General features: G+C 57.9%; 21 protein-coding genes. 12 read left to right on the top strand and 9 right to left on the bottom strand.

Going from position 1 to position 26,139, the window contains the following annotated elements; genetic code table 11:
- Window positions 1-46: 46 nt before the first annotated feature.
- Both FGK63_RS13015 and FGK63_RS13010 read left to right on the top strand, forming a co-directional pair.
- Entirely contained in the window at window positions 47-1,978 is a 1,932-nt protein-coding gene (locus FGK63_RS13015; RefSeq protein WP_138842894.1) for a hypothetical protein, read from the top strand.
- 64 nt (window positions 1,979-2,042) lie between these two features.
- Window positions 2,043-2,852 (top strand): FkbM family methyltransferase, encoded by an 810-nt coding sequence (locus tag FGK63_RS13010; RefSeq protein WP_138842892.1) that lies wholly within the window; start codon window positions 2,043-2,045, stop codon window positions 2,850-2,852.
- Window positions 2,853-2,890: 38 nt separating this feature from the next.
- On the opposite strand, the gene FGK63_RS13005 is transcribed toward FGK63_RS13010, so the two are convergent.
- The 7 genes from FGK63_RS13005 to FGK63_RS12975 form a co-directional block, all read right to left on the bottom strand.
- Entirely contained in the window at window positions 2,891-3,913 is a 1,023-nt protein-coding gene (locus FGK63_RS13005) for a glycosyltransferase family 2 protein (RefSeq protein WP_138842890.1), read from the bottom strand.
- Window positions 3,913-5,370 carry a cytochrome d ubiquinol oxidase subunit II gene (locus FGK63_RS13000; RefSeq protein WP_138842888.1) on the bottom strand — a complete coding sequence of 486 codons (1,458 nt, stop codon included), beginning with the start codon at window positions 5,368-5,370 and terminating at the stop codon, window positions 3,913-3,915. Before FGK63_RS13000 ends, FGK63_RS13005 begins: the two co-directional genes overlap by 1 nt.
- A gap of 50 nt (window positions 5,371-5,420) precedes the next feature.
- Complete coding sequence (locus FGK63_RS12995) at window positions 5,421-6,395, bottom strand: UDP-glucuronic acid decarboxylase family protein (protein WP_138843359.1); 975 nt, start codon at window positions 6,393-6,395, stop codon at window positions 5,421-5,423.
- 444 nt (window positions 6,396-6,839) lie between these two features.
- Entirely contained in the window at window positions 6,840-7,727 is an 888-nt protein-coding gene (locus FGK63_RS12990) for a glycosyltransferase family 2 protein (RefSeq protein ID WP_138842886.1), read from the bottom strand.
- The gene (locus FGK63_RS12985) at window positions 7,705-8,532 is read right to left on the bottom strand and encodes a CpsD/CapB family tyrosine-protein kinase (RefSeq protein WP_138842884.1); all 828 of its coding nucleotides are present in this window, start codon (window positions 8,530-8,532) and stop codon (window positions 7,705-7,707) included. The genes FGK63_RS12990 and FGK63_RS12985 overlap by 23 nt, the downstream gene beginning before the upstream one ends.
- Window positions 8,533-8,563: 31 nt before the next feature.
- Complete coding sequence (locus FGK63_RS12980) at window positions 8,564-10,105, bottom strand: GumC family protein (RefSeq protein ID WP_138842882.1); 1,542 nt, start codon at window positions 10,103-10,105, stop codon at window positions 8,564-8,566.
- A 1-nt stretch (window position 10,106) separates the two neighbouring features.
- Window positions 10,107-11,108: an ExeA family protein gene (locus tag FGK63_RS12975; RefSeq protein WP_246044023.1), complete on the bottom strand. Its 1,002-nt coding sequence runs from the start codon at window positions 11,106-11,108 to the stop codon at window positions 10,107-10,109.
- Between the two features lie 72 nt (window positions 11,109-11,180).
- Between FGK63_RS12975 and FGK63_RS12970 the strand changes: the two genes are divergently transcribed.
- The 5 genes from FGK63_RS12970 (at window position 11,181) to FGK63_RS12950 (ending at window position 17,864) form a co-directional block, all read left to right on the top strand.
- On the top strand, window positions 11,181-11,438 hold the full coding sequence (locus FGK63_RS12970; protein ID WP_138842880.1) for a hypothetical protein: 258 nt from the start codon (window positions 11,181-11,183) through the stop codon (window positions 11,436-11,438).
- An 807-nt stretch (window positions 11,439-12,245) separates the two neighbouring features.
- The gene (locus FGK63_RS12965; protein WP_138842878.1) at window positions 12,246-12,935 is read left to right on the top strand and encodes a sugar transferase; all 690 of its coding nucleotides are present in this window, start codon (window positions 12,246-12,248) and stop codon (window positions 12,933-12,935) included.
- A 69-nt stretch (window positions 12,936-13,004) separates the two neighbouring features.
- Window positions 13,005-15,455 carry a tetratricopeptide repeat protein gene (locus FGK63_RS12960; protein WP_138842876.1) on the top strand — a complete coding sequence of 817 codons (2,451 nt, stop codon included), beginning with the start codon at window positions 13,005-13,007 and terminating at the stop codon, window positions 15,453-15,455.
- A 111-nt stretch (window positions 15,456-15,566) separates the two neighbouring features.
- Window positions 15,567-16,178 carry a polysaccharide biosynthesis/export family protein gene (locus tag FGK63_RS12955; protein WP_246044022.1) on the top strand — a complete coding sequence of 204 codons (612 nt, stop codon included), beginning with the start codon at window positions 15,567-15,569 and terminating at the stop codon, window positions 16,176-16,178.
- Window positions 16,179-16,190: 12 nt separating this feature from the next.
- On the top strand, window positions 16,191-17,864 hold the full coding sequence (locus FGK63_RS12950) for a TonB-dependent receptor (RefSeq protein WP_138842874.1): 1,674 nt from the start codon (window positions 16,191-16,193) through the stop codon (window positions 17,862-17,864).
- A 59-nt stretch (window positions 17,865-17,923) separates the two neighbouring features.
- Here the strand turns inward: FGK63_RS12950 and FGK63_RS12945 are convergent, their stop codons facing one another.
- Window positions 17,924-19,174: a glycosyltransferase family 4 protein gene (locus FGK63_RS12945; protein WP_138842872.1), complete on the bottom strand. Its 1,251-nt coding sequence runs from the start codon at window positions 19,172-19,174 to the stop codon at window positions 17,924-17,926.
- Window positions 19,167-20,429, bottom strand: coding sequence for a nucleotide sugar dehydrogenase (locus FGK63_RS12940; RefSeq protein WP_138842870.1), 1,263 nt, complete (start codon window positions 20,427-20,429; stop codon window positions 19,167-19,169). Before FGK63_RS12940 ends, FGK63_RS12945 begins: the two co-directional genes overlap by 8 nt.
- Before the next feature lie 367 nt (window positions 20,430-20,796).
- On the opposite strand from FGK63_RS12940, the gene FGK63_RS12935 reads away from it, so the two are divergent.
- The 5 genes from FGK63_RS12935 (at window position 20,797) to FGK63_RS12915 (ending at window position 26,133) form a co-directional block, all read left to right on the top strand.
- Window positions 20,797-22,365, top strand: coding sequence for an oligosaccharide flippase family protein (locus FGK63_RS12935; RefSeq protein WP_171052646.1), 1,569 nt, complete (start codon window positions 20,797-20,799; stop codon window positions 22,363-22,365).
- 85 nt (window positions 22,366-22,450) lie between these two features.
- A complete protein-coding gene (locus tag FGK63_RS12930) occupies window positions 22,451-23,488 on the top strand; it encodes a glycosyltransferase family 2 protein (protein WP_171052645.1) in 1,038 nt (345 codons plus the stop codon).
- Entirely contained in the window at window positions 23,485-24,429 is a 945-nt protein-coding gene (locus tag FGK63_RS12925; RefSeq protein WP_171052644.1) for a sulfotransferase, read from the top strand. The genes FGK63_RS12930 and FGK63_RS12925 overlap by 4 nt, the downstream gene beginning before the upstream one ends.
- Entirely contained in the window at window positions 24,429-25,451 is a 1,023-nt protein-coding gene (locus FGK63_RS12920; protein WP_138842863.1) for a lipid II:glycine glycyltransferase FemX, read from the top strand. The genes FGK63_RS12925 and FGK63_RS12920 overlap by 1 nt, the downstream gene beginning before the upstream one ends.
- Before the next feature lies 1 nt (window position 25,452).
- Window positions 25,453-26,133, top strand: a complete 681-nt coding sequence (locus tag FGK63_RS12915; RefSeq protein ID WP_138842861.1) for a polysaccharide deacetylase family protein — start codon at window positions 25,453-25,455, stop codon at window positions 26,131-26,133.
- The last annotated feature ends 6 nt before the right edge of the window (window positions 26,134-26,139 follow it).

The raw sequence follows: 26,139 nt of genomic DNA, 5'->3' as shown, positions 1-26,139 counted from the left end.
TGTCGGGACCTTGAGATTGTTGCGTATTACATTTCTGTTGGCAGCTTTGGCCGGGATCACCTGGGCAGGGCAGGATATCGCGGGTGTTGTTGCCGCGAAAGCCGACTTTGCCGACGGACCTTCCCCGTATTTCATCGCCGGTGAATTCTGGCTTCTGTATGTCTGGGTTCCGTTGGTCGTGTTATCGGCGTCTGCGCTCTTTGTGGCGCCGGGACTGCTGTTGGCTTTGGCGGCAGCTCCCCCGGACGAAGGGTTCGAGCACTGGCTGCTCAAGGGTTTTACACTTTCTCTTTTCGGTGTGCCTGCAATCGCGGCAATTGCGCAGTCCGTTACCGGCATTCCGATGGTGGGAACGGCTTTCGTTCTGCTGACCGTTCTGCTCAGCCTGATCGGGATCGGACTTCTCTCCAGCCGTCCCAGCCCAGACATCCTGAAGGGCAGAAGTTGGGACGTTGCGGGAATGGTGTTGTTGCCGCTTGTGGTCCTGCTGCTGATGACGCCCAAATTCTATTGGGAGGTCTTGAATGACGACGGGGCACACAGCTTTATGAACGCAAGGCTGTTCATTGCCCGTGGGCTGCCATTCTGGCCGCCCGAGTCCGGCCCGATCGGGGGCTACCCGACACCGAAAATGGTTGCCGAAACTTTTCTGCAGACCGGGTTCGCGCGTTTTTTCGGACCCTACGAGTCGTCCATCCGCTTTGCCTATCTGCCGGGTGTTTCGTTCCTGTTCGCGGTCATGCTTGCATTCGTCCGCAACCCCAAGACGGGAACCGACGCATGGTCGGCTATAGGCCTGGCTGCCGCCCTTGCTCTGTTTTCCTTCGTCATGGCGTTCAATCCGTCTTATAACCCCTATTTCGCGGATATCGCTTTGCCGATGACGCGCGAGCCGCTGATATTTCTTGGCGTGCTGGGCTACATCCTGTTTTTCACGGAACGAAAGTTCGGCTGGATGGCCGCTGTCTCGACCTTGGCCCTGCTGACTGCGCCGAACGGCATCTTGCTTGTCGGATTCTTTCTTGCCGCCCATTTCGTCCTGACGAGGCCTCTGCCGTTCGCGCACGTGATCATTGGCGGATTGCTTGCCTTGGCAGTTGTGATTCTGGCGTCTCTGACCCAAATGGCGCTGGAACGTTCCGGACTGACCGGCATGTCCAGCGAGTTCAACACCAACAGCATTTTGCGGCGCCTTCGGTTCGTCACCGTATTCGACACACAGAGAATCCTCTTTTGGCTCCTGCCAGGGGGACTTCTACCCGGATTGGCGCTTCTTGCGTGGCCGTGGCAGGACAAGCTTTCGAAAACGCTGACGTTGATGACGGTGGGCTATGTGCTGTTTTTCTACGTGCAGGCCTATCGCATCCTGCCGCACCACTTCGCCCCGGCGGTTCTGTTGCCCTTGATCGTGTTTTGGCGGTTGCGCCCGGTTCAGGCGGCACCGGCGGGTGCGCTGGCGCTGGCGTTGGTCGGGCTGGTTTTCAGCACTTGGATCAGTTGGCCTGAAACACTTCGCCCCTTTACCCATACCCGGCATTTGGGACATCGCATCGTCATAGAAACAGAGACAAGCTCATCTTTCGATCTGGACGAAATCCGGATCACGCCGGCGCTTATCGGAGGCGCGTTCCCACCGGTCTGGACCGAAGCCGATCTGAAGGAAAGGTACATGGCTGGCGGTCTTTCGGTCTATGTTCATGCGCGGATGCCCGCGCCGGAAGGCACGACGCCGGACTATTTCGTTCGCGACGAATCCGAGCCGTTGGGCGATGGCGAACGCGTGATCGGCAAAGCTGTGGAAGGCCGGGTTCTGGTGGCGCGCAGCACGGCTGTCTATGAAAAAGATCTGCAGAGCGCCGGCATTCCGGTCAGCATTGCGCCGGCCTATCATGTTTCGTTCGATACGATTTTCGGGCAGGGGGCCCGGCAGGAACCACGCCCGGTATGGGACATCGCGAAACTTGTGGGGCTAAGATAGCCGGGGGCTGTCAAACATTTGATTCGCCCGATCAAGCAAGATCGGGCAACCAGGGGAGAACCGAATGAAGCAGAAGCTTGCCAAGCTGGTGGAATCCTATCCTGCCCTCCAGAAACCTGCCTATTTTGCCTATGTTGGCGCGAATACGGCCAAGAACGTCGGGTTGCGCTTCGCCATGAACAACCTCGGCTACCTGCCTCGGCAAGTTTCGGATCGGGGGCAGGACATCTGGGTGATCAACGAGGTGTTCAACGGCAAGCGCAACGGGTTCTTCGTCGAACTGGGCGCGGCGGACGGATTTTCGGAGTCGAATACGTTCATACTTGAAAAACACTACGGCTGGAGCGGGCTTCTGATCGAGCCCAACCCGATCAACTACCACAGGATCAAGGCGTGGCATAACCGGTCGGCAACGGCAGTTCCCCTGGCCGTGGACCCGGTACCGGGAAACCTGGAATTCATGATCGACGGTCAGCGCAGCAGCCTGCTGGTGGAGGAGGCGGACAACATGACCGAGCGGCGCGCCGCCAAGCTGGCCCGATTCCGGAGCATGGGACGGGTCGTCACGGTCGAGGCGGTTCCGTTGGAAGAGGTCTTTGACCGTTACGGAGCCCCGGAAGCCATCGATTACTTCAGCCTCGACGTCGAAGGATCGGAAACTCGGATCTTGCGGAACTTTCCTTTCGACAGGTATCGGTTTCTTGCCATGACGATTGAACGGCCGACACCTGAGTTGAACGCGCTACTGTTCGCAAATGGGTATCATTTCGTGCGCAATTCGCTCTACGACACGTTCTACGTCCACGAAAGCAATCCGCGCTTCGACGAGATCGAAAAGCTTCCCTTCGAACAGCTGCCGCCGAAAACCTTCTGATCTTAATCGGGCCGCGCAGTCAGGGGATATGACGCCAATCACCCGCGCCTGACGCGAAGTTTCTGTTTTTGCCCGAGCAGGTGATATTCGATCAGGCACCAGACGTAGATGGCGGCCGAGTAGACATAGTAGAATTGGTGATAGAGCAGGCATTTGAACGCGAACCACGACCCGCCGTGGCCTGCCATCGTGCGGACGAAGTCGAAATTGGCCAAGAATGCCAAAGCAAACAGGCCCATCGGCAATGGCCATGAACCCGGCCAGAACGGCAGGGCCAGAACCGACAACAGCAGCAGCCCCGCGATTGCGGCCCGCACCCGCTCTGCCATCGAGGTGTTGAGGTCGTCTGTCAGCCCTTCGCGCGAAATCATCAAGCGCGCCCAGGGCAGCGCGCGGCAGTAGATGTCCGTACTCAGGCTGTTGCGCATGGTCCAGACTTTCAGATGCTTGCCCTGCAGTTGCGGCTCGACAAGGATGCGCCGTCCGGTCTCGGCGATCCGGTAGCCCAATTCGATGTCTTCGATCGACGGGACCTTGTAGGTCTTCACGTCGAATCCGCCGACCTCCAGGAAAACGTCCCTGCGGATGGCGCCGCAGCCAGCCCAGAACGTGCGCGCCTCGCGTCGGGCGCGTTGATGGTGATAGCGGTGCAAAAGGTTTTTGTAGCGCGAAAACCAGGTCTGCCCGTCAGGCGCATCGTCATACGAGCCGAACACCGCCGCGACATTTTCTTCGGCCATCGCCATGCGGATATGGTCGGGGCCGTCCGGCCAGGCGATGACATCGGAATCGACGAACCACAGAACGTCGCCCTTGGCATGTTCCGCCGCCAAATTTCGCGCCGCGCCGGGGCCGCCGTTCACAGGAGTGGTGAGGACGGTCGCGCCCATCTGTTTCGCAAGACTGGCGGTTTCGTCCGGTGACTGATCATCCACCACCAGAACTTCCTGGACCTTGCCGGACTGCAACATCCCGATCAGCGGCGGCAGCACGCGCGGCAGCAGGTGCTCGGCCTTGTAGGCAGGCATCACCACGCTGATCGAAAGGGTCTGGTCAGGCATTACACAGCGCTCCGGGCGTCGGATCGCGGCTTCGGGTGCCGCCTGACCAGAAGAAGAAATGCGGCCGCGAAAGGCAACAACCAAATCACCCTTGCCCCGTACCGGGGAGCAGGCTGTGATACTCCCCCGCAAACCAGCGCGTTGACAGCAATGCCGATCAGCAGGAACAACGCAAAGACCTTCATCTGCGGCGCAACCTGCCCGGGCCGGACCAGTATCCAAGCCACGATGGCAAAGGAAATCAGGTAGATGGCCGTGTGGATCGTGTCGGCGGGTTCAAGCCAGGATGGGTCGCGTGTCAGCCGGATGTTGTCGAGCACCACAAGCTTTTCCTCAGGAAGCCCCGACAGTGATTTCGCGTTTCGGATGACTGGGCCGCTGGGGATGGTCATCACCACGCTGTTGCTGCCCAGTTGGTCAACAGCGTTCTGTCCGAGCGCAAGCACCGTGGCCACAGGCCGATTGGCGAGGACGCGGAAAAAGAACTCCCGCTGCTCGGCCGCGACCGCCTTCTGGTCCTCCGGTTGCATGAGCCGGAAGGACCCCAGTCGCTTGGAGCGTTCAAAAATGATGTGCGCGGCGGTCAGGCGGTACGGATCATCGGACCACGACAGCGCCTCGTAGAGCGCGCAGGTCGCCAGGTCGGTCTGCGGACAAGTCTCTTCGAGATAGGCCATCCCCGGACCGTCCACGATCAGCCGCGCCGTGATATGGGGTGTATACATGACCTCTTTCTTGGTGGCCGTTTCCACCGCGACTTCGAAGACCTTGCGCTCCGCAATCGCGATGACGGCCAGGCCCAATGAAAAAGCTGCGGCGATCCACCGTCCCTGGCCCCGTCTCAACAGAGCGGCAATCACGGCGATGGGAACCATCAGCACCGCAATTCCCATGTGTGACGAGTGCAGCACAACCGCAAAGGCGCCCAGCGCCAGGACGGCCAACCCTTCCGCCAAGCGCATTTGCGAACCTGCCGCAACGACGGCCGCGATCAGGATCAGCATGATCGCTGCGAAAATGTCCGGCATCACATAGGCGACATAGAAAGGCAGAGAGGTCGTCGCGGCGGCAAGGAGCGGAATGGTGACCAGTTCCAACGTTGACCGGCCGGTATCTGCGGTTCGCTGCAGCATGCGCATTGCCAACCAGACGGCCAGAAGAACCGCCGCCAGTTGCACGACTGCGACGCCGGCAAGCGCATCGGCGCGCCAGAAGGCAGCCACCAGCAGCGCATAGGCCATCGAGCGTGATCCGCCGGCGGTGTCGTCTTCATCCGCGACCTCGGCCTTGGGTCGCTTGGACGCTGCCGTTTCGCCGGTTTCGCGGGAAGCCGGCGGCAGGACCATGGACAATGCGACATTGCCCTGGCGGAAATAGCTGCCGGTGTCGAAATAGAACAGAGGGCCGCGATTGATGATCAGGACCGACAGGCAGATGACCACGGTTGCGGCAAGCAACAGGAGGGATCTAAGCCGGTATGACGGCCGCGTGGATATCCCCTGCGAGGTCATGACCGGTCAGCGGCGCTCCTGGCCGCCGCGTGGATGCGCCGGAAATATGCGATGGTAGCCTCCAACCCTTGCTCCAGCGGCACGCTGGGCTGCCATCCCAGCAAGTCACGGGCCCGGGTGATGTCGGGCTGGCGCTGGATCGGGTCGTCCTGCGGCAGGGGCTGAAACACCAGCTCCGAGTCCGACCCGGTCATGCGGATCACGGTTTCGGCTAGCTCGTGGATGCTGAGTTCCACCGGGTTGCCGAGATTGATCGGACCGTTGACTTCCTTGGGGGATCCCATCAGCCGGACCAATCCGTCGATCAGGTCCGAGACATAGCAGAACGACCGTGTCTGACCACCGTCGCCGTAAATCGTGATGGGTTCGCCTGCCAGGGCCTGCATGATGAAATTGGACACGACGCGACCGTCATCGGGGTGCATGTTGGGCCCGTAGGTGTTGAATATCCGTGCCACCTTGATCGGCAGTTTGTGCTGTCGATAGTAGTCGAAAAACAGTGTTTCGGCGCAACGCTTGCCTTCGTCGTAGCACGAGCGTGGCCCGATCGGATTGACATAGCCGACATAATCCTCGGTTTGGGGATGCACCTGCGGGTCGCCATAAACCTCGGAAGTCGAAGCCTGCAGGATTCGCGCGCCGACCCGCTTGGCCAGCCCCAGCATGTTTATCGCGCCATGCACGGCCGTCTTGGTGGTCTGCACCGGGTCGTGCTGATAATGGAAGGGCGAGGCCGGACAGGCCAGGTTGTAGATTTCGTCCACCTCGACATAGAGGGGGAAGGTCACGTCATGCCGCATGACCTCGAACCTTGGATTGTTCAGAAGGTGGTGCAGGTTGGCCCGCCGGCCAGTGAAGAAGTTGTCGACGCAGAGAACCTCGTGACCCTGGTCCAGCAGGGCCTTGCAGAGATGCGAGCCGAGGAAACCGGCCCCTCCGGTCACGAGGATCCGCTTGGCGGTTTGATGCATATCGGCGAGGTCGAATTCGGACGTGCTCATGTGTCTTGCCGCAGGCCTCCCTTGCAGCGCCAATTGCGGTGGGCGGTGAACGGGAACTCACTCCGGAGTCCGGTCGCATGATTCCAATGCGCGTTGGCTGAAAAGTTTTTCCGAACTGAAACCATGCGCGACGCCCCCCTGTGAAATTCTGGCAAGCATAATGAACGATCTTGAAACCGACCCAGACGGTAATACGGATGCCTGGGCTCATCATGGTACTGAGTTAAATTTACACGAAGTTTTCCGAACGGCGAGGGGGCATTTTGCGAGGTGTCCTGATTTGTGCGTTTAACGGCCTTTAGTCTGGCATCATGGCTTCGGATGACGCCGAAAGCCGGAACAGTGGGTCAAGGCAAGGCGCCATTGTTCACGCTTCTGACATGCAGGAGTTCGGCCGGATCCTCACGGCTCAGGTCAAATCGAGCCGCCGCCCGCCTGTTTCAGCATCCAGACCATGCGCAAGCACCTGAGCCTTGCCAGCGTGATGACCGCCCGCAGAACTTCTCCGGTGGAAGAGAGCTTGCCGCTGGCCAGCACTTTGGGAACATGCGCCACGACGCTGACCGGCATCGCGAGCGCGCGGATCGCCCAGCGAATGCGCGCGGCCGGACCGGTCCCGTTCAACTGATAGGCTTCCTGAGTGGTGCGCCGCCATTTGGCCTTGAGCGCCTGCCAGTCCTGGCGCGAAGGATGGCTGACCCGAAGGCGGTCCTCGTAGATCAGGCTATAGCCCCGCGCGACGGCTCGCATGGTCCATTCGCGGTCTTCGGACACGCCATTGATGAAACCGCCGATATCCTCGAACACGTCACGGCGGGTCAGAAGATTGCCCGCGCCGGAAAACCCCTGAACCTCGACGTAGCGTCGGAAATTGAAGGCGAACACCGCCTCGAACGCCTCGGCGCCGCTGCGCGGAGGCGGCGTCTCGTCAAACACGTCCACGCGGCCTCCGATCAGGTCGGCCTGGTCTGCCACCATCCGCCCGACGGCCAGCCAGTCCGGCGCCGGGACGCAATCGGCATCGATGAAGAAAAGCCGCGGCGCACTGGTTTCGGACAAACCGCGATTGCGGGCGTGGGCGGCGCCCTTCCGGGTCTCCACCACGAAACGCACATTCGGGAAATCTCGGCGCAACCGGTCCAACGAGATCGGCGAGTCATTGTCGACGACCACGATCTCGGTTCCGGCGATGTCGTTTTTCATCAGCGCCTGCAGGCACCGTTCCAATCTGGGGACGTCGTTGTAATGAGGGATTATGACCGCATCGGCCTTGGCGGGTTCAGTAGTAATAGCCGTCCTCATTGCCGAAGGCCCCGCTGATGTAGCGGCATTTGGTCAGAACGATGCCCATGACGCTGGTGAGTTCGGCCAGCTGCCGCTCGGCCACATCGATATGATCGATGCTGGTTTCCTCGGCAGCGGCCAAAAGCAGGGCGCAGTCGACATTTCTGAGAAAACCGTGGCTGTCATCGCTTGCCAGCAACGGCGGCGTGTCGAACAGAACGATATCGGGTTTGTACTGTTCTTCGATCTGTTCCAGGAATTCTATGGTTTTCCTGCTTTGCAGAATCTCAGCCGGGTTGCGGGCCGAGGTGTGATTGAGCCCGAATATCACGTTCTTGCCATGGCGGAGCGCGTGTTCTTCAAATGGTACGTCTCCCAGGATGACATCGGCCATGCTGTGGCGGCCACTCTGTTTCAGGATCTGGGCGAGTCCGATGCGGCGCATGTCGAAATCGATCACGATAGTGAAGAGATCGTCCTGTCGCCCGAGGCTGAAGGCCAGGTTGGCGGCAGTCGTGCTTTTGCCACAGCCGCTGTGAGGCGAGGTCAGCGCCACCCTGCGCCAGCCGTTGGTGAGGATCTGCTGCAGCATCTTGGTCCGCAGCATGTCGTAGGGCGTGGCTTCGGGACCGCCGCCGTAGGACATGAGGCGGCTGTGCGGGAAGGATTTTTGGCTGAATTCGATTTCCGGCAGGGTGAGCCAGGCCTCGTGCGAGCTGTCCGTCGGGATAAAACGCTGTTCCTCACTGAGTGTCAGCGTTTCCTGCTGGCGGCTTTCGCGTTTCTTGCGGGCCTTTTGAATCGCCACCTGAAGACGGTCCATCACGCCCCCCTCCGATCAATCGCAACAACAATCACCAATACACCCCCATTTTGTCCATCACCTGTTCGACGATCAGATCAAGAGGCAGGTAATAGGTATGCACGGCCCAAACCGCCGCAGGCACACCGATCAGGATGGCCAGGATCAAAGTTACCCAGGCAACCCGCTGCACGATCACTTCGCCACGGGATCGTACATACGGAATGGTGGCGATCGGCCAGACTTCGAGCTTGCTGATCAGATCTTCCGGACGACGCGCGGTGCGGTTCAGAAGTTCCAGCAATACCACCAATCCCAGCCCCAACATGATGCCGGCCAAAGTGCCTCCGCCTGCGATCATCAGGCGGTTGGGTTTGGCGGGTGTGGTCGGCGCCGCCGGGTGCTCGATCACGGAAATGCGTTGGCCCTGCGACGTCACCTCGATGCGCTCGCCCGTCGAGGCTTCGGCCAATCGGCCCACGGCGGAGTTGTACTGATTCTGGATATTGTCGTGATCGCGCTGGAGTTCCGCCAGGGTGATCGCGTTGGCCGGCGTCTGTTCGATCGTGAGCGTCAGCCGCTTCAACCGATCCGAGATCGTAACCCTCTGATCCTCAAGGGCCGCGATCTGCGAGTCGATCTGTGCGAGTTGGATGTCCAGGGCCGAATTGCCGGTCTGCGCGCTGGTGTTTGCAGCGCTGGCCGCCTGTTCGACTGCAACCGTTTCTTCGAGCTTGGAGATTCTGGCCCTGAGAATCTTGATCTGCGGGTTGTTCTCGGAATAGACCGCCAACTGGTTGTTCAATTGGGATCGCAACTGGGTCAATTGTTGCTGAGCCTGCGTCTGGTTCTGCGGCGAGACGCCGACGACCTGTCCGGTGGAACTGAAAGTCTCCACAAGTCTTTCCCGCTGATTTTTTAGCGAGAAGATCTGCTGATCTGTCTGTTCCAGATTCGTTTGCAGCGCCCCCTGCTGCGCCTGACGGAACTGCAGGCTCTCGGGTAGGGCGCCGGAGTTTTCTCGCTTGAATTCAAGGATTCGGGCGCTTCGCTTGTCGAGTTCGTTGCTCAGCCGCTCCACTTCGTGTTCGAAGAACTCCAACGTGTCGGAAGCCCGTTCCTTGCGGTAGGCCACGTCGAGTTTCTGGATTTCCGTCAGGTATTCATTCAATACGCCCGCGGCCACTTCGCCGCTATGGGCTTCGTATGTGATCGTCATCAGGTTGGCCTGATTGCGGCCCGAATCGATCCAGATGGCAGTCTTGGCGCGCAGCGTATCCACGATCTGATCCGCACTGGCATCGGCCTGGTCGGGCAGCACCTGCAGTTTCCGCGCGATATCTAGCAGAACGGGCCTGGTCAAAAGGCGCTGTTCGATGATCTGCAGCTGTTCGAATGGCGACGTGGTGACGGTGCTGGCGGCGAGATTTCCCGGGATCTGGGGCGATTCCACGATCAGCCGCATATGCGAGACATAGGTCGGAGGCAACGTCCGCGCCACGATGACCGACGCCGCGGACACGATCATGGCGACGATCAGGAAATACGGAAACCGTCTCAGGAAAATCGAGGTGTAGTAGCGAACCGGGCCCATTTCAGATCGTCATCTCCCTCTCAAGAGAATTGCCACCGAAGTATACACCGTCCTTGACCACCTGGCCGACAATCTCCTCGTCCACCATCTTGGTTTCATTGGTCCAGGCATAAAGCAGGGCAAAATCACAGAACTGGTTCACAAGACGCGGTACGCCCTTGGTTTGCTGGAAAATCTGCCTGCAGGCCCTTTCCGTGAACTCCGCTCCGGTTCCGCCGGCAACCTTCATCCTGTGCCGGATATAGTTCTCGACAGATTCCTCATCCATCCTTTCCAGATGAAAACTGGCCGCCACCCTCTGCGTCAACTGCCGCATCTTCGGGTTAAGGATCAGATCGCGCAGTTCGGGTTGGCCGACCAGGATCAGCTGGATCAGTTCGTCGGTGTTGGAATTGATGTTGGTCAGCATGCGCACTTCTTCGAGGCCCTCGACCGTCAGGTTCTGCGCTTCGTCGAAGATCAGGACAACACGCCGTCCTTCGGCGTATTCCGAGACCAGAAAATCCTGCAACTGCTGGAACATCTGCACGTAGCTTGGATCGTTGCCGAGCGGCAGCCCCAGCGCGTTCAACACCCATTGCAGCAATTCGCCTCGGCCGCCTTGCGCGTTGGAAATCAGCCCAACTGTGATGGAATCTTCGATCTCGCTCAGAAGATGTTGAATCAGAGTGGTTTTTCCCGCTCCGATCTCGCCCGTCAGAACGGTGATCGGCGCACAGCTCATGATGCCGTATTGCAGGACGGAATACCCCCGCTTGTGCAAGGGGGACCAGAACATGAAACCGGGGTCCGGAAGCAACGTGAACGGCCGCCGGTCGAGCCCGAAAAAGTCCAGATAAAAGGCGTCGCTTGAAGCCATGTTGCCGCGGGAGCCTTCCGACTTGTCAAATTTGATTTTGGTTTCTCGGGGGTTAGCTATACCTCTGTTCCGAACCACCGGCGAATCCTTACTTAACGCGCATTTATACCATGCTGCCTTGGGTAGATAATGACTGCGGTCCATTCTGCCATGAAATGAAGCAGATAAGCACCACATAATCTCGTGTTGACGACCAGGACTCACCCGGGACCGAGGTTGGAACAATCCCCTGAAATCGCTTCCCAATTCATCACGGGCGGTCGAAACAAGCGGGCAAGGCGCGGTAGCAATGTCCTTCGAGCCAAACTGTCGCTTTTGACGCGCCAAAGGCTGAATTATCTGACTTTTGTTGGAAGACTTAACACAATCCTGGATTTATTGACCGTCGGCTCTGCCATCGTGTCGCCGCTTGATGCGATGATTGTTCCCTCGCAAAACGGTGATTTGAATGCGCAGATTTCATCGGGCGCGTGACCAATGGAATTCTGACTTCCGGACGGTCGCGAAAGAAAAAAACTGAAAAAAGAAGCTGTTGTAGTGTGTTGCGAGGTGCACACTTTTGAGAAATCCTGTTTTGCGACTAGCTCGGACAGGAAAACTCGAAGTCTGGATCTCTTCCCCAAACGTTTGCACGCGTGACATGTACCAACGACGCCCGAATCGTGGAGCAGAATGTCGTGACATGCGCGATCAGACTGGTCACAGATCAACTGGAGGCATTCGTTCGCGAATGTGCTCGGCAATGTGGTGGCGGTAAGCGGAGAGGTGTGAAACCGCCTTGCCCAGCACGTGCCGCCTTTCTTGAACGCCTGAATGATATTCCCGACGTCGTCGCGACCGAAGCCCATCGAAGCAACTGACCCGAAGAAGTTTCAGTTTAACGTATTACCGAACGCGGCTGGCCTTCTTGCGGCGTAACTCATTGGGATTGAAGTATACCATCGTACCGAACCGGGGATCCAGCATATCAGACAATGAGGGTGGCGAAATGTTTCTGCGCGCTCATCAATAGATCCTGTTTGGAACATTCTCGCAATCTCCTGGTTTTGCTTGGGCGCTCGGGCGGTCAAAACCCGCCCGACAGCGCGATCAGTTGCAGTGACTGCTGTCGGATTAGTGTTTTGCAGGTCGAACGAAATTTGTTAACAATAGTAAGCCTACCGAGCACGTGGAATGGCCGGTCGATTGGCCAATCCTGATTGCATAGCTTGATTTCGTACCAGGTATTGGGGCTTGGTTGTGTGTTGGGGTTAATGAGTACCTGTTTTTGGGGGTTTGATTGTGACAGCCCATTCGAAGGACGTCGTCAACGTTGACGTTGGCTACTCCGAAAAAATTGCAGTGCCGGCCGTAGCCCGCCCTTCGACGGTTTACAGGAGTGCGGGGAAACGCGTCTTCGACGTGATCTTCGTACTGGTGTCCGCGCCGATCGTCGTGCCGTTGACTCTGATGTTCGCCGCCGTGCTTGCCCTTCAGGGGGTGTCGCCTTTTTTCGTGCAGCCGCGCGTTGGCCGGAACGGCAAGATATTCAGCATGATCAAGCTGCGGACCATGGTTCGCAATGCCGATACCGTTCTCGAAGATCATCTCGAGGACAATCCCGAAGCCCGGGATGAATGGGACAGAAACCAGAAACTTCGCGAAGACCCACGGGTGATCAAGTTCGGCACCATTCTTCGGAAATCCTCGATGGACGAGCTGCCGCAGTTCTGGAACGTTCTTGTAGGCGACATGTCCCTGGTCGGCCCGCGCCCCATGATGGTGTGTCAGAAAAAACACTACCCCAGCAAGGTTTACTACATCATGCGTCCCGGCATTTCGGGGCTCTGGCAGGTCTCCAGGCGAAACGACTCCTCATTTGCCGAGCGTGCGGAACACGACGTGCAATACTGGCAAGAGCTGTCTCTCGGGACCGACCTTTCCATCCTGCTCCGGACCATATTCGTCGTGCTACGCGGGACCGGTTGTTGACACTCCGTTCTCGGGGCCGTCAGATCGATTGGCACTCCGATTTCTCGGGGCAGTGCGGGAAAGGTAACAATGAGCCAATTTGGGTTCTTTCGTGGTGCGCGCGTCGCGTCTGCCCTGTGTGTCGCGATCCTGTTGCTGAGCGCTTGTGACACGGCCGAGGAACGCGCCGAGGCGCATTTCCAGGCCGGCATGGCCTTGCTGGAAGAGGGCGATGTCGAAGGCGCGCTGAGCGAGTTCAGGGAAGTCTTCAGATTGAATGGCAACCACGAGGACGCGCGCGCAACCGTGGCCCGGGTGCAGCGCGAACGCGGCAATATCGGCGCGGCCTACGGCCATTATCTGCGCTTGGTGGAGCGTTATCCGGAAAATCTGGAAGGCCGGCGCGCCTTGGCGGAAATGGCTCTGGAATTGGAGAACTGGGACGATGCAAGGCGCCATGGCGCCGCCGCCGCAGAACTGGCCCCGGATGACATCGATATCAAATCCGTCAACAATGCCCTGGCCTATTTCGATGCCATTCTGGACGGCGATGCGAATGGCGCGGATGCAGCCGTGCGTGCTGCCCGGGAGCTCGTTTCAGTCCACCCCGATCTGACGACCGCACGGAAGGTCGTGATCGATTCCATGATCCGCATTCAGGATTGGCAAGGCGTTCTGGAAGAAGTCGGTGCCGCCGAGAACTTTGCGCCGGGGCGTTTCGATCTGCATGAGATCCGCCTGCGCGCTTTTAAGGAACTGGACAGGCCGGAAGAAATCGAAGCGCAACTCAAGCTGATGCAAAACGTGTTTCCCGACAATCGTGACCTGGAGCAGATGCTTCTCCAGCACTATGTCGCGCAAGACAACCTGGACGCCGCGGAACGAATTCTCCGCGCGGAAGTGGCTGCAAAGGCCGGCGACGTTGCCTCGGCGCGGGCTTTGGTTGCGTTCCTCGAACAATATCGCGGGATCGCCGCGGCGATTGCCGAATTGGATAGGATGATCGCACAAAATGGCCCGAATCTGCCTCAATTCGAGTCGATGCGGGCCATGCTGAAATTCCGGTCAGGAGACCGGCAGGCGGCGATCCTTGAGATGCAGGCGCTTGTCGAAGATGCAGAACGATCCGAACATACTCGTGAAAGCGAGGTGGACCTCGCCCGAATGCTGGCTGAGGTCGGAAAGCACGATGCCGCGCGTTCCTTGGTCGAAAAGGTTCTCCGTGAAGACCCCATCCAGTTGGACGCACTCAAGCTAAGTGCGTCTTGGTTGATAGAAAATGGCAGTGCCGGTGAAGCAATTGGTCTTCTGCGCCGGGCTCTTGGTCTTGAGCCCCGCGATCCCCAACTGCTGACCCTGATGGCCAGGGCGCATGAGCGCAACGGTGACCGGGCATTGATGGGAGAAATGCTGGTGCTTTCCGCGGAGGTGTCTGAGAATGCGCCTGCTGAGTCACTGCGTTATGCACGCTACCTCATTGACGAAGGCGACATGGAAATCGCTGAAAGCGTTTTGATCACCTCGCTTCGCCGGAACCCCGGAAACCTGGATCTGCTGTCCATGTTGAGCGAGATCCACTTGAACACCCAGAACTGGGAGCAACTTGAAGCCGTCTTGGACTCGCTGCGTGTTCTCGATGACCCCGAGGCCGAACGCTTGTCGGCCGAAGTCAGCGCTCACATGATTGCGGCGCGCGCACGCGCGGATGACCTTTCTGCGATCTTACTCGAACTGGCTGACGATCCGGATTTTGGCCTCTCGGCGGATGTCACGTTCATCCGTACGATGCTTGCGAGGGGCAACACGCCTGGCGCTATCGCCCGCCTCGACAGCAGGCTCGACCAAAACCCGGATTCCTTGCCGCTGCGAATCATCAAAGCGCATCTGCTGGCCGGGGAAGGGAAATATCCCGAGGCAGAGCGGTTGTACCGTGCGATACTCCGGGACCATCCGGAGGCTGCGCGGGCATGGGTGGCGCTTTATGACCTGCAGTCCGAGCGTGGAAAAACGACGGAAGCCAGGAGTGTGTTGCTGGAGGCTCTGAAAGCACTGCCCGAGAATCCGGATCTGCTCATGCTTTTGGCAAAAGATCAGGAAAGCTCCGGTGACGTAGAGCAGGCAATCGCCGCCTATGAAAAGCTTTACCTCTTGGATAATCGCTCACCCGTCGTCGCCAACAACCTTGCAAGGCTCCTGTCAACGCATCGCGACGATGACCAGAGCCTGCAACAAGCCTTGTCAGTGGCGCGGCGCCTGCGCGGGATACGTGTACCCGAGTATCAAAACACTTATGGTTGGATCGCCTTCCGGCTGGGCAACTATGAGGAGGCTCTGATCTATCTCCAACCAGCCGCAAGAGCGCGTCCCGACCAACCGCTGTTTCTGTATCACCTGGGCAGGACCTATGCAGCCCTTGACCGAAACGAAGACGCCCTGCGCGCCTACCGGGCGGCCAGTGACCTGGGCGTCTCTTTGGACGTTACCCCAACACTTGATGACGAAGTTCAACGGCTGAAAGCCTCGATCAATGGCGATGAGTGAATCAGCACGCGGGGAATCCGCTGCATTTCTGCCGCATTCTGAAATTACGGTTTTTTCGGTAGATTGTTTCGTAAAAAAAACGAAGGCATAAGAGGGGAAAAAGTGAAAGTCATGAATATGCGTACAGTAATCGGATCATTTTTCGCCATCGTCGCTGCCATGGTCGTAGCGACCAGTGCTTTTGCACAAAGCTCCTATCAGATCAAACCGGGAGACGCTCTTGCGGTCGAGGTTCTGGAGGACCCCAACCTCAACCGGACCGTTCTGGTCCTTCCTGACGGTTCGATCACGTTCCCGCTGGTCGGTTCGCTCAGGGCCGCCGGGAAATCGGTCGATGCACTCAGGTCATCGCTGTCTTCGGCGCTTGCCACGAATTTCAATGCACCGCCGACCGTCTATGTTTCGGTGGCGTCCATCGCACCGCCGCCATTCGGGGCTGCGTTTCCGGGTGGTGCGCCGCTGGGCCCGACGATCGACATTTACGTGACTGGCGAGGTTGGCGTGCCCGGCAAGATCGCGGCCAGCGAAGGAACGACCATCCTGCAAGCCTTGGCCGAAGCCGGGGGACTGACACGGTTCGCCGCCCGCAAGCGCATCGAACTGCGTCGGGCGGACACCAGATATCTTTACAACTATGACGGCACGGGCGGCAGCATCAAAGGCAGCACGATTCTCAGGCCGGGTGACGTTATCGTCGTACCAGCACGTCGATTGTTCGAATAAGGGCCAATACAGGTGGGGAAAAACAAGAAAAAGCTGTCCCTCGCGCTGGCAGGAGGGGCAGCTTCTATCATAGCAGTCGCGCCAGCAATCGGGCAGCAGTATCCGACTCAAGTTCCGGCTCAAGTGGCCTCAGGTCAGCAATTGACCGCGCCTCAAGTGCTCGGACAACAGCCGCAAGTGCCCGGACAACAATCGGCTGGGCAACAGTCAAGCGATCAGCAATCCTCCGGACAACAATCGTCCGGCGATCTGACGACTTTGCAGCAGACCCCGGGGCAACAAGCGTCCGCTCAATTGATTCAAAACCCGGTCGTAAGGCAACTGGCGCAAAACCCGGCCAGAAGGCTCGCGCGACCGGGCCTACTGCAAACCGGGGTCGGCAGGGGCCCGAGCGTAACGCTCGATTATCTTTCGACATTCAGATATGACGACAACCTCAGGCTGACCGATCCGTCTCTGGGGTCGACGACGCGGTGGGAAAACATCCTGGGTCTTGGGGTCGTCAACCAGACACCGAATTCCACGCTGACCTTCGACCTCTCGGGCCTGTTTCGCATCTACGATGAGCCGGTTCTGGGATCTGACACGGAATTCGTAGATCCGTTCACGCGGTTCAGCTATCAGCGCGACAGCGCCAACAGCCAGTTCGGCGCGGCGTTGGAATACCGCGAGACGGACTTGAACTTCAGTCGATCGCTGACGGACATCAACCTGGATGGGATCATCGATTCCAGCGATATCACCACCAGTGCGGGCATACGAACCGCCACCTTCGGAAACCTGGATTGGCAAACCGGGATCAATGATCCGTTAGGCTTCCAGTTCGGGTATTTTCACCGGGAACGCGACTATCGGGACACGACAGATCCGAACCTGTTCAACAACAGGACGGACAACTTCTCGGTGGCGGCATTGATGCGCTATTCGCCGGTCCTGCAGGGAAACGTGCGCCTCAGTTATGAGGAATTCAAGGCCGAAGACACGGTGCAAACCGACCGAAACACGACAACGCTTTCCACCGGTGTTTCATATGACGTTTCTTCGGTGACCACGGTCAATGCGGACATCGGTATCAGGCAGGTCGACGAAACGTTCCGCGCACTCAACACCAATTCCGTGACCGAGGATTATGTCGCCTTGTTCACCTGGAGCAAGGCGCTTCCAGATGGTACGGCAAATGCTGTGCTCGACCACACGTTCGGCGTCAATGGTTCCCGTACAAGCGCCACGGTTGGCCGGAGCTACCAGCGGGCCAATGGATCGCTGGATTTCAACGTCGGTTTGACGGAAGGACCGTTCGGGGAAACGACCTGGATCGGAGACCTCGGACTATTGTATTCGCTGAACACCTCACAGTTCGCGGCTCGCCTTCAGCGCCGCGTAGGCACCAGCACTCAAAGCCGGGAGACCCGTCAGACGCTGGCCTACCTGGCTTATGACTACTTCATCAACCCGATATCGGCGGTTTCGTTCAGCCTCGACTTCGCGGACCAGGAAGATGAAGGACCCGGAGCGGCCAATCCACGCCAGAGGGCAAACTTCACCGCGGCCTATACCCGAGCGATCACCAATGATTGGGCAATGAGCTTTGGCTACCAGCACCAGTTCGATGACCAGGGTGGAACGACGGCATCCGGAAACTCGGTCTACTTCACGCTGGGGCGGCAGTTCACGCTGAAGCCCTGATGCTTGCTGCGGATTGGTTGCGGACGGAATCGGCCGGTGCGGGTGTCGCAGCGGCCATTCTACCCCTTCCAGATACGCTGGTAGGCCGCAATCAGGGCCGGAACCTGATGCGGCCAGGCCATCTCGGCTTCGACGCGCTCTCGGCCGAAACGCCCCATTTCGGCCCGGTGCGCTTCGTCCGACAGTAGATCTGCGATCTTATCCGCAAGGTCTTGCGGGTCGTTCGGGCGCGCGTAGAGCGATGCCTCGCCTGCCGAATAACGCCCTTCGGTGACGTCGAACTGAACGATCGGTTTCTCGAAGGCCATGTATTCGAGGATCTTGTTCATGGTGGATTTGTCGTTCATCTCGTTCACCCGGTCCGGGTTCACGCAGACATCCGACGTGGACAGAACTTCGAACAGGTCATGATCGGGCGCGCGGCCGGTGAACGTGACAAACTCCGACAACCCCATGTCCGCGGACTGCTGCTGCAGTTTTTCAAGACTGGGGCCACCCCCGACGAGGCAGAACTGTATGTCGGTGCGAGCCTTGCCATGCACCAGATGATCAACCGCTTCGAGCAAAAGGTCGATCCCCTCCTGATCGCCCATCACGCCGACATAGCCCACCAAGAACCGCCGCCCGTTGCGCCAGGCCGGGTTGGGCGGCAGCTTTTTCAGGCGGCTGAGGTCGGGACCCGAGCGGACGATGAACACATCCTCGGGCTCCATGCCGCCGCGTTCGATGGCGATTCTGCGATAACTTTCGTTGGTCGCGATCGATACCCGCGCCGAGGCAAAGGTCAGCCGTTCGAACAGGCGCATCAACTTCCAGAAAAATCCGCGCTTGCCGAACTTTGCTTCGTAGAGTTCGGGATTGATGTCGTGGTGATCGAACATATAGCGCACGCCGAACAGCTTGTAGGGCAATGCCACCAGAAAGATCAGGTCGGGCGGGTTGCAGCCATGGATGACGTGAAACCCCCGCGTCAGCTTGATCCGCAGGGCGAGCCAGCTTTCCCAGAAAAGTGCGGCTCCATATTCCAGAAGATATCCCAACGCCCCACTTGCATCGAGCGGCAGGGGATGGCGGTAGACGCTGATCCCTTCGCTTTCCCAGAACCGTTCTTCATGGCCCTTGCCGGTTGGGCAGATGATCGAGACCAGTGCGCCCGCCGCCGTCAGTGTCCGCGCTTCCATCCAGACCCTGCGGTCGAAGGGCACGGGCAGGTTTTCAACGACGATCAGCACTTTGAGCCCGTCCAGGGGACAGGTCTGGCGCAATTCGTCGAGAGATACCGGTCGCGCGGCCGGTGGCTGGCTAGTCATATTCATAGGTCCGCACCACCTCGACATCGCCCAGATCCAACTCGTCGACAATCCTGTTCGACCCGATCACCAGATCCCAGGGCCCGGCCTCGGCCGTTTCCCTGTCGACCAACAAGGTGCTGACGGTTGGCAGGTGGGCGAAGGCGTATCCAAGGTTCTGGCCACGCAGATCTGTGGGCCTGATCGCCGGGTCATAGACCGAAAGCTGATAGCCGCCTTCCAGCAGTCGCCTGGCAATATCGACATTGGGGCTTTCGCGCAGGTCGTCGGTTTCGGCCTTGAACGCCAGTCCTGCCATCAGCACCCGGCCGCCGTCCGGCAGCCGAGCCATGATGTCCTGCGCTTGGTAGGTCTTGTGGGTTTCGTTCGTTCGCAAAAGGCTGTCGATCAGGTGCGTGTGCGCGCCGATCTCTTCCGCGATGTGCTGCAGCGCCCGGATGTCCTTGGGCAGGCACGATCCGCCGAATGCACCACCCGGGCGGGTGTATGTGGCCGAGATGTTGAGCTTGGTGTCCGAGACGAATATCTCGTGTACGGTTCTCGCCGACACGCCCATCCGGTGACAGATCCGACCGATCTCATTGGCATAAGCCACCTTGATCGCGTGCCAGGTATTGTCGACGAATTTGGTGATCTCGGCCTCTTCATAAGCCGTATAAAAGACGGGTGCATCGAGACCTTCATGCAGCGCGTCCATCACGCCGGAGCGTTTGCCATCCCTGGTGCCGACGACGATCTTGGGCGGATCGAAGAAATCCTTGACTGCCGAGGCTTCGCGCAGGAATTCGGGGTTGTATACGATCTCGACCGCCTGTTCGGTGCGGTCACCCAGGCAGTTTCGGAAGATCGGCTCGATCAGCTGTTTGACGGTACCGGGGCGAAAGGTTGACCGGTAGGCAACCGTCAACGGCCGCGACCGGTCGGGCGACACGGTGTTTGCGATCTGGCGGGTGACCTCGGCCACGAAGTTCATGTTGTGCGAGCCGTCATTGGAACTGGGCGTGCCGACGCAGACGATGGCAAGATCGAATTCGGCCAGATCGGGGACTTCGGTGACCGCGCGGATCAGGCCCTTGCTCCGGGCCGTCGCCAGCAACTCGCCCACGCCGGGTTCCTTGATCGGAGGCTGGCCGGAGTTGATCTCGGACACCTTGTCGGCATTCACCTCGATGCCCACAACTTCGTGCCCCTGGTGTGCCAGGCAACACGCCGCCGTGAAGCCGACATACCCCATCCCGAAAATCGCGATCTTCATATAGTCACACCTAACAAATGGCTTCCGCGATCCTAGTTGCCATCTAGCAACTTTAAACATCTCGTTTTGGGCATGTTTCAGTGTATGTCGCCCGTTTTTTTGAAGCCGTTCGAGAATATCCCTTGAAATATGGCCCAACATTCCGACACTGAACAGAAGTATCCAACGAATCAAGTCATGTAATGCTGACACTGGACCGGTATGGTTCGGGTTTGGCGATGGTTAAGAAGTTGCCGGTATTAGTTCTGGCGGTAAAACCCAGACACCGTGACGTCGATCTCGAGTTGGGCAGGCGACGTGGAGGTGCCAGTCTGCGAAACATTGATTAGTATTGTGGTTGATTGTTGAATTGAGAAAGACGGTGCACTTGAAAGAGTCCCCGGAATCCGATCCGCGAGAAGGTTTGCCCGATCGCAGCTCGGCACTTGTGGCAGGTGCCGCGACGCTGTTGGCAAGCGGTCTTTTCCGACAAATCCTCGGGTTTCTAACGCTAGCAATTACGGCGAGACTATTGTCGCCTGAAGATTTCGGGATCGCAGCCTTTTTTCTGATTGCGACGACTTTATTGGAGATGATGCAACGCCAAGTATCGGTTGTGCTCATTCGACTCGACGATGTTTCGCAGGTGCATCTAGACACAGTTTTCACATTTCAGGTGATAATTGGGGCTTTAGCCGCGGTTTTCTTCTTCATATTACAACCGGTGGCGAGCTTTGTCGGAATTCCCGAACTTGTGCAACTCGTTCCTGCTCTCTGCTTGCTGTCAATAACTGTCGCGTTCAGAAGCCCGCGCTTCATTCTGTTCGAAAGGAAACTCCAGTTTCGTCATGCAGCGGGTGAAGAAACGCTGATCCGCGTTGTATATTCCGTCTTCGTAATCACACTGGCTTGGGTGTGGAGAGATTTTTGGGCGATCGTCGTTGCCAACATAATTTCGCTGACTGCTCGTGGCGCCTGGACTTTCAGAGTGGCTCCCATGGCGCCACACTTTTCTTTGGCGGGTTGGCGGGACAGCTTTTCCTTTTTGACGTGGTCAATGGGCGCTCAGATAGCCCAGTTTCTGTCCAAAAACATGCCGCAGATTGTGATCGGCGCATCCCTAGGATTAGCTGATGCCGGTATTTTCCGGCTGGGCAACCGGATTACAATGCTCGTCACGACTCAAGTTTTTGCGCCATTTCAGAGGGTCATTTACCCCGCGCTCGCGGACATTTCCCGAAATACGGACCAAAAGGACGCGGCTTTTGTCCGAATTAACGAGTTTCTCGTCGCGATCTTGTTGCCGATTTCGATTGGTATGGCTTTGGTGGCTGACCACATCATCGTCGTAGTATTCGGTTTCAAGTGGTTGGAAGCTTGGCAGGTGATTGCGGTTCTGGCGCCACTAAGGGCTCTCGAGGCGCTGCAGGACAATGTCCGCGCCGCGACATATGTCGACGGTTCGACCAAGCTCCTTTTCATCCGAAATACGGTACTATTGGTATTGGTAAGCCTGCTCATGTGGATTGGGGTAAAAATTGGCTTTACCGGGGCGGTCATCGCTGCAGGTGCTTCCAGTGTCGTCGCAATTTTAATGACTCTGGCAATCGCAAAACGGTTTGGAAACCGAACATTTCTTGGGCCTCTGACCGTTTCTTGGCGCAGTATTGTTTCTTGCATTGTCATGATCGCGGTAGTCACACTTGTTGGTAGCGCTTATGGAACACACGACGAGCTTGGATGGGCCTTCGCTTCTTTTGACGACGTGCCGAAGCTCCGTTACATCTTCGCAGTCAAAGTTCTGACCGGAGTTTTTTCCTATGTCGGGTCACATCTTCTTCTATGGATACTTGCCGGTCGCCCCGACGGTTTTGAAACCACAGCGCTGCAAATCCCCAAGCGTCTCTACAAACACTTCAATAACTCTAAATCCGCAAAGCTACCCCAGACAAAGTGATGACATCAGAGGCTCAAACAAGTGCTCGAAATCGTGGACAGGAAACTTCGCAAAACAAAACATGCGGAGAGTAGCAAAGTACCAAATGGAACAAAAGGTAAAAAACCCGAAACCTAATATGCCCGCACCCTGCGTTTCGCCTGCTCGGGCCCGGTTCGACCTGAGCGTGATCATCGTAAATTACAATACTCAAGATGTGACCGCCAATGCGATCCAATCGGTATTGGACAATGCAGGAGCGTTGGATCTTGAGGTCATCGTGGTGGACAACGCTTCCACGGATGGCAGCGTCGCGTCGCTTCGAAGGACGTTTCCACGGGTGAAGGTGTTAGCTACGGGCCAAAACGGTGGCTACGCCTGGGGCAACAATATCGGCATACGGCACGCGCAAGGCCGTTATTTGCTTGTACTTAATCCTGACACGGAAATTCTTGATGGCGCACTCGAAAGGGCTGTGAAATATCTGGAGGTCAACCCGGATGTCGGCATCCTTGGTTGCCACGCGTCGTTGGGCGACGGAACGCAACAACTTACATTGTTTCGCCAAGTCTCGTTGAGTGGGCTTTTCTGGAATGTCTTCGTTCCCAACAAATTGATCCGCAACAGTCGGCAATTTGGCGATCAACGCTACGTTTCACTTGCGCGGGATCGCGTACAAGATGTGGATGTCGTGGCAGGATGTTTCATGATGCTCTCGAGAGAAGTCGTCGACAGGGTCGGCATGATGGATGACCGCTTTTTCATGTATAGCGAAGAGGCGGAATGGTGCTGGCGTGTCAGGCAGGCAGGCCTAAAAGTGCGCTACAATCCGGATATCAGGATCATACATCACGGTGCGTTTTCTACGGGCCAGAGATCGCCGTGGAAATCCGTTGAGATTGCAAAAGGACGGATCCTTTTCCTTCGGTTTTCGCGCGGCCCCACGGTCGCATGGTTGGGAACCATGCTCATGTTGAGCGGTGACCTTTTGCGCGCCGCCTGGTTTTTGCCCGTGAGCCTGATACGACCAAGGAACGAAGGCGCTCGGGCTTGGCGCAAGAGATTGTCATTCCTGATTCGGGCTCTGGTGAGACCACCGCGTGGGCAAGTTCCGCCAAAGCCTTCAGCGGACATGGCGGCATGAGTAACCTAGCGACATCACTCTTGCGCGGGGCGGTACATACCGTTCTTTCCCCGCTGGAGTCCAGGATGCTCGCGCGGCAATCGGCAGCCCGCTGGCCGCATGTATTTATCCTAGGAGCACCGAGATCCGGGACGTCGCTTTTTTATGAAATCATGATAGCGGGGTTCAAATTCTCTTATTTTTCGAATTTCGCGCACCGGTTCTACCAGACGCCCCTAACTGCGACCATGCTTGGTCAGAGGTTGGTTCCCAAGCACAAGCCCGAGTACCAAAGTGTCTACGGCCATATTTCCGGTTGGGCCGCTCCCAATGAAGGAGGATGGATCTGGCGGAGGTGGTTGGAGGATGGCCACTGGATCGACGAGCGCGGGCTTACAGGATTACCTGTCGAGGAAATTCGAAGGACGCTGGCGGGAATTTCAGCGCTTGCCGATGCTCCTTTCGTGAACAAAAACGTAATGCATTCGAACCGTGTCCGGCTTCTCGACGCGCTGTTTCCAGGTTGTCTGTTTCTTGAAATCCGACGCGATGCCAAGAACACCGCTAGATCCATTATCCGGGCGCAGCAGCACAACAAAGGGCCAAGGCTGGATCGGGAAAAGTGGTGGTCCGTCCGGCCGTCGAACGCGGGCGGCGATACCATCATTGAGCGCGCCTGCCGGCAAGTAATTGGCGTTGCGCAGGATATCGAACGCGATTGCGCCCATGTCGGATCGGAACGGTATTTTCGGATCGATTACGAAAACCTATGCGTCGACCCATGGCAAGTTCTGGCAAATGTTGAAGTGTTTCTGTCACAGAACGGACTTTCAATTTTTCCCGGTGCCCGCGACGGTATTCCAAATGAATTCGCTCTACAACCTTCCCGACCATTGGCCCCGGAGGAAGAACTTGCACTGGAACGGATGCTGCGGTCGGTACAGGAAATGGCACCGATCTGATGGCGCAACTCCCTCTGACCCTGCGCCGCGTGGCGCCCGATGACTGGCCTGAACTCTGCCGAGGGTTCGAGGATCTCACCTACGAACAGACGTTGACCTACGCCAAGGCCGCGGCCGAACGGATTGGATCCAATGCGGAATTTGTAAGCCTGCATAATGCGCTGGGTGCGCCGGTCGCCGCAGCCTGTCTCAGAGTCAAACGGGCTCCATTGCTGAACCGGGGGATCGCTTGGATCGCCGCCGGACCTTTGACTCGTCTTGAGAATGACGACATGCTTGATGCAGATACACTCTGCGGCGTACTGCGTGATCTTCGCCAGTACGCGCATTTTTCCGGCCACACTCTGCGCTTGCGCTTTCCAGCCTCTGTTTCTGTACCGGACGAAGTGATTGCGCGCGCAGGCTTTGTCCCGACCGCCCGCGCCCCGGTCTATCGGACGGTCCTGATCGATCCCAAACAGAACGATGAGAAGCTTTTGGCCGCACTTCATGGCAAATGGCGCAATCCATTGAGAAACGCGCTGAAAGCGGAGTTGGACCTGGAAACCGGGCCGATCCGTTTTTTGTCCCAACGGTTTCAAATCCTCTATGAACAGGTTCAAGCGGCCAAAGGGTTTAGACCCGATATTCCACCGGAATTCTACTATTCTTTGTCGGGCGAGGATTTCGATCATACGGTCTTGGTCGCACGTAAGGATGGCGAGGATATCGGAGCAATGACACTCGGGATAGCGGGCTCGAATGCGACCTACTTGTTTGGAGCCACTTCTCCGACAGGGCGAAGGCTTAATGCCGGGCACTACTTGATGTGGCGCGCTGTGCTTCATTGCCGCGAATTAGGTCTCAAGTGCTTGGATTTGGGTGGAATAGACCCTGACGTAAACCCTGACGTTACCCGTTTCAAGTTGCGGACAGGCGGCCGGGATTCCACGGCCGCGGGACCCTACGAAGCCTGGCCAAAAGGACCTGTGGCTGGCCTGATCGGCTTGGCTGAATCGTTGCATCGCAAATACAAAACCTGACATGAAGCATCTGATTGCTCTCAACTTTCACGGTATTGGCCCCACTGCCCGCATACTTGAGGATGGTGAGTCGAGATACTGGATGTCTGAGGCGCAGTTCCTGAGCGTTGTTGACCGGATCGCGGGATCGCCCGATCCGAAGGCTTACGTCCTGACCTTTGACGACGGGAACCTGTCGGATTATGAAGTCGCCGTGCCGGCCTTGCTTGAACGGGGACTGCACGCGATCTTTTTCATTTTGACTGGACGGTTAGACAAAGAGGGTTCACTAGAACGTAGGCACCTCACGGCACTTGTCGAAGCGGGGATGAAAATCGGCAGCCACGGAATTGCACATGTCGATTGGACTAGTCTGAACGACGACGCGCTCCATCGGGAACTAAGCCTGTCCCGCGACTTGCTGCAGAAAATCTGCGGCCATCCTGTCAATCTAGCCGGAATACCGTTTGGCCGCTACGACGCCCGTGTCCTTCGTTTCCTTCGCCAAACCGGCTATACTGCGTCCTATTCCAGCGATGCCGGGTTACTTCGCAAAGACGCGTTCCTGCGGCCACGCACCTCCCTGCGGGGCGACATGACCCAAGCTGAGTTGGAGGCGGTATTGGCTGGCCGCATGCCGCAAATCAAACAATTGCGTCGCGCGTTCGGAATGGCCCGGCGGCGTTTTCTGCCACTCGGGTGAATGGAT

Origin of the sequence: Ruegeria sediminis, from assembly GCF_005938215.1 — a bacterium.
In the GTDB taxonomy this organism is placed as follows: domain Bacteria; phylum Pseudomonadota; class Alphaproteobacteria; order Rhodobacterales; family Rhodobacteraceae; genus Ruegeria; species Ruegeria sediminis.
Note: the sequence above shows the minus strand (reverse complement) of the source record. Positions and strands in the feature narration are given on the sequence as shown.

Excerpts from the sequence above, each read along its gene's own strand:
- FGK63_RS12945 (WP_138842872.1), bottom strand. The coding sequence starts at position 19,174 with ATGACTAGCCAGCCACCGGCCGCGCGACCGGTATCTCTCGACGAATTG.
- FGK63_RS12940 (WP_138842870.1), bottom strand. The coding sequence starts at position 20,429 with ATGAAGATCGCGATTTTCGGGATGGGGTATGTCGGCTTCACGGCGGCG.
- FGK63_RS12925 (WP_171052644.1), top strand. The coding sequence starts at position 23,485 with ATGAGTAACCTAGCGACATCACTCTTGCGCGGGGCGGTACATACCGTT.
- FGK63_RS12980 (WP_138842882.1), bottom strand. The coding sequence starts at position 10,105 with ATGGGCCCGGTTCGCTACTACACCTCGATTTTCCTGAGACGGTTTCCG.
- FGK63_RS12985 (WP_138842884.1), bottom strand. The coding sequence starts at position 8,532 with ATGGACCGTCTTCAGGTGGCGATTCAAAAGGCCCGCAAGAAACGCGAA.
- FGK63_RS12920 (WP_138842863.1), top strand. The coding sequence starts at position 24,429 with ATGGCGCAACTCCCTCTGACCCTGCGCCGCGTGGCGCCCGATGACTGG.
- FGK63_RS13005 (WP_138842890.1), bottom strand. The coding sequence starts at position 3,913 with ATGCCTGACCAGACCCTTTCGATCAGCGTGGTGATGCCTGCCTACAAG.
- FGK63_RS12995 (WP_138843359.1), bottom strand. The coding sequence starts at position 6,395 with ATGCATCAAACCGCCAAGCGGATCCTCGTGACCGGAGGGGCCGGTTTC.
- FGK63_RS12990 (WP_138842886.1), bottom strand. The coding sequence starts at position 7,727 with ATGAGGACGGCTATTACTACTGAACCCGCCAAGGCCGATGCGGTCATA.
- FGK63_RS12960 (WP_138842876.1), top strand. The coding sequence starts at position 13,005 with ATGAGCCAATTTGGGTTCTTTCGTGGTGCGCGCGTCGCGTCTGCCCTG.
- FGK63_RS13010 (WP_138842892.1), top strand. The coding sequence starts at position 2,043 with ATGAAGCAGAAGCTTGCCAAGCTGGTGGAATCCTATCCTGCCCTCCAG.
- FGK63_RS12955 (WP_246044022.1), top strand. The coding sequence starts at position 15,567 with ATGAATATGCGTACAGTAATCGGATCATTTTTCGCCATCGTCGCTGCC.
- FGK63_RS12915 (WP_138842861.1), top strand. The coding sequence starts at position 25,453 with ATGAAGCATCTGATTGCTCTCAACTTTCACGGTATTGGCCCCACTGCC.
- FGK63_RS12930 (WP_171052645.1), top strand. The coding sequence starts at position 22,451 with ATGGAACAAAAGGTAAAAAACCCGAAACCTAATATGCCCGCACCCTGC.
- FGK63_RS12975 (WP_246044023.1), bottom strand. The coding sequence starts at position 11,108 with ATGGACCGCAGTCATTATCTACCCAAGGCAGCATGGTATAAATGCGCG.